This window comes from Caballeronia sp. M23-90, assembly GCF_053574605.1.
Genome location: NZ_JBSIPA010000636.1, coordinates 1 through 2,901, shown reverse-complemented (window position 1 = coordinate 2,901; position 2,901 = coordinate 1). Strand labels below are relative to the sequence as shown.

Annotated in this window: 4 protein-coding genes; 1 reads left to right on the top strand and 3 read right to left on the bottom strand. The window is 60.5% G+C overall.

Annotated elements, in window-relative coordinates:
* From ACRXB1_RS33920 to ACRXB1_RS33910, 3 genes are all read right to left on the bottom strand, one after another.
* Positions 1-543 (bottom strand): MmgE/PrpD family protein (locus tag ACRXB1_RS33920; protein ID WP_449494522.1); only part of this gene is annotated, 543 nt, incomplete at its 3' end.
* Positions 540-1,442, bottom strand: coding sequence for a polysaccharide deacetylase family protein (locus ACRXB1_RS33915; RefSeq protein ID WP_449494521.1), 903 nt, complete (start codon positions 1,440-1,442; stop codon positions 540-542). The genes ACRXB1_RS33920 and ACRXB1_RS33915, both read right to left, overlap by 4 nt.
* Before the next feature lie 3 nt (positions 1,443-1,445).
* Positions 1,446-2,300 (bottom strand): polysaccharide deacetylase family protein, encoded by an 855-nt coding sequence (locus tag ACRXB1_RS33910; RefSeq protein WP_449494520.1) that lies wholly within the window; start codon positions 2,298-2,300, stop codon positions 1,446-1,448.
* A 281-nt stretch (positions 2,301-2,581) separates the two neighbouring features.
* Between ACRXB1_RS33910 and ACRXB1_RS33905 the strand changes: the two genes are divergently transcribed.
* The coding region (locus ACRXB1_RS33905; protein ID WP_449494519.1) for a LysR family transcriptional regulator at positions 2,582-2,901 on the top strand (320 nt) is incomplete at its 3' end.

Below are 2,901 nucleotides of genomic sequence, written 5' to 3'. Positions count from 1 at the left end.
TGGCTGGCATTCCACCATGACATGCGGCGCGTTCGGTGCGGCTGCGGCGAGCGCGCCGCATGTCATGGTGGAATGCCAGCCGTAGTTGTTGTGTGGCGAATATCCGCCGCACGCTTCGAGCACACGCCGGCCGACGTCGTAGCCTAAGACGACCGCCGTCAGAAATTCGCGTCCTGATACAGCGCGGTCGGTGCAGGCGAGCGCCGCGAATGCAGCGGGAAGGACGACTGCGCCGGAGTGGTCGCAGCCGCCGGCGTCATCGAGTTCGAGTGCATGTGCTGCAACGCCATTGACGAACGCCGCGTCACGCGCGTTAAAACTCTGCGACGTACCCCATGCGCGTATTTCGCCTTTGCTTCCCAGGCTCATCAATGCACGCACGCTGCGCGCTTCAACGGCCGTCGCACCGCCCAGAGAAACGCCGAGCGTGTCGAGTATATGGCGCTTCGCTTTATGCACGACAGAGACCGGAAGCGTCTCCCCCGAAGTCTCTGCGATAAACCCCGCAAGCCGTTGCGACAAGGTCGATTTGCCAGCGTTCATGCCTGCTCCTGCTTGTGCCGTGCATACACTTCGACCGGGTGACCGGGCTCGTTGCTCGTGACGCTTTGACGCCACCACGCGGCCATCTCGGCGCCCGTCGCGAACCAGACATCGTTGCGTGAGCGGATGTCGGCGAGCAGTTCACGCAGCACATCGATGCGCCCTGCCGTGCCGATGATCTCCGGATGCAGCCGCAGCACGAAGCACAATCCAAATCGATGGAACGCCGCGAAGTCATGTTTCCAGTTCTTCAGCACTTCACCGTACGACGGAATGCGGGGCTGCCCTACAGGAACCGCCGGCGACAGGTTGTATGCGAAGTAAGGCTCGTCTTCGAGCTCATAGTGAAGCGGCAGTTCTACGAGCGGCGGTGTAGTGATCGCCGTGTCGGTATCCGGCAAATGGAAATACGGCAGATCATCGCCACGCCACGACGACGACCAGGTGACGCCTTCATCGCGAAGAAAGTCCGCGAAGCCCGGCGCCCAGTTTCCAGTGAACGAACGGAAGCCCTCGGCGCGGTGGCCAAGCACGTTTTCAAGCGCGGCTTGTCCCTGCCTGAAGACGTTCTTCTGAGCGTCGAGCGTGAGCGTATCGAAGTCCTCGCAGACGTAGCCGATATTGCCTATCTCGTGCTTCTGCGCATCAATGCGCGCGACCAGTTCGCCATGCGTCTCGGCAACACGGCCCGGCACGAACCAGCTTGAACGGACATCGAATTCTTCCAGCGCATCGAGCACGCGATCCACGCCGCGCTTGGCGCCGTAACGCCATACAGATAACGATTTTTCGCGGCCCGCAATGCGCGGTTCCTGCGTGAGGATGCCGTGTTCGTCGTTGAAATCGACCGTGATGACGACGGCGCTTCGCGCATTGTCAGGCCACCGTATTGTGTTCATCGGTCAGGCCTCCGTGTGGTTATCGTGCCACCATTGCGCCACATCGCGACACGTGGCGAACCATACGTCGCCCTTCGCGTGCATGTGATCGAGCAGGCTTTCGAGCAGCTCGATACGCCCCGGCTTACCCGAGACTTTCGGATGAAACAGCGTCGTCAGGCACAACCCGTCGCGATGCGAACCGTCGAATTCACGACGCCAGTTGTCAAGCGTGGTGTCATAGCTTGCAATGCGGTCGAGGCTCGCCGGAAAGTTTGGATTGCGGTGATATGCAAGCGACGCATAATCGTCCATCTCCCAGCGTCCGGGGATCTCGATCATGGGCGTGCCGCCGTTTTCTGCCGGCAGGAAGTACGGACGGTCGTCACCGCGCATGGAGCTCGAGTAGCGCACGCCGGCTTCCATCAGGACGCTGATGGTGTCAGGACCCCAATCGCCTGATGGCGTTCGGAAACCGACCGGGCGCATGCCGAGATGTTTATCGAAGGCTTGCGCGGAGCGCTCCATGACCGCGCGTTGTCCATCGCGATCGAGCGTCCAGAATGCTTCATGCTTGTAGCCGTGGTAACCGATTTCGTGTCCGCCTTCCAGGATCGCCGCGCATTGCCTAGGCCAGTTTTCCAGCACCCACGCAGGCACGAAGAACGTGGCCGGGACCTTGCGTTCCGCGAGCATGTCCAGCAGGCGGCCCAAGGCACGCCACGGCCCGTAACTGCCCAGCGTGAAGTACGAAGGGTTTTTCCAGATGGACCCGTCGAGCATCGCGTCGCCCGTGGGTCCATCGAGGTCGAACGCCAATGCGAAGCAGGATCGATTGCCATCCGGCCAGCGTGGTTTGCTCAAATTAGTTGTTGGCATCGATGACGGCCTTTTTCACTGCGTGTTCCTGCAAGCCCCATTTCACGGGGATCTTTGTTACGTGCCATCAATCAACGCCGACGACGGCCCCGTCTTGAAGCGCCCGCCCCACAACCGGTGTGAATGCTCGCTCATGCGAATCGCCGCGAAGCTGATTGATATGCGGCGGCGGACTGCGTCGAGAACCCAGACCCACCCGCACGATCCAGCCGATTTTATGAACGCCAATTTTTTACCGACAAACGGTAAAATCTCATGGTTACCATGCACAACTTGCATAAATGAAAATCGAGCGATATCCGCCGTTCAATGTGCTGCAGTCGCTGCTGGTGGTCGCGCGTTGCGGGAATTTCACGGCCGCTTCGCAGCAGCTTTTCCTGAGCCAGAGCGCCGTCAGCAGGCACATCCAGCAGATCGAGGAGTATTTCGGCTGTGCGCTTTTCGTGCGCCATACGCGCATGGTCGTGCCGACTGCAGAATGCCAGCGGCTGGTTCCCATCGTTGAGGAGTTGCTGGCGACTGCGCGCCGATCCATGCATGTCACGAGCACCGGCGAGCAAACCGTAACCTTGCGCGTGACGCCGACGCTCGTGACATGCAT

Bases quoted from the DNA above. Each gene is read 5' to 3' on its own strand.
- ACRXB1_RS33915 (WP_449494521.1), bottom strand. From the start codon at position 1,442: ATGAACACAATACGGTGGCCTGACAATGCGCGAAGCGCCGTCGTCATC.
- ACRXB1_RS33910 (WP_449494520.1), bottom strand. From the start codon at position 2,300: ATGCCAACAACTAATTTGAGCAAACCACGCTGGCCGGATGGCAATCGA.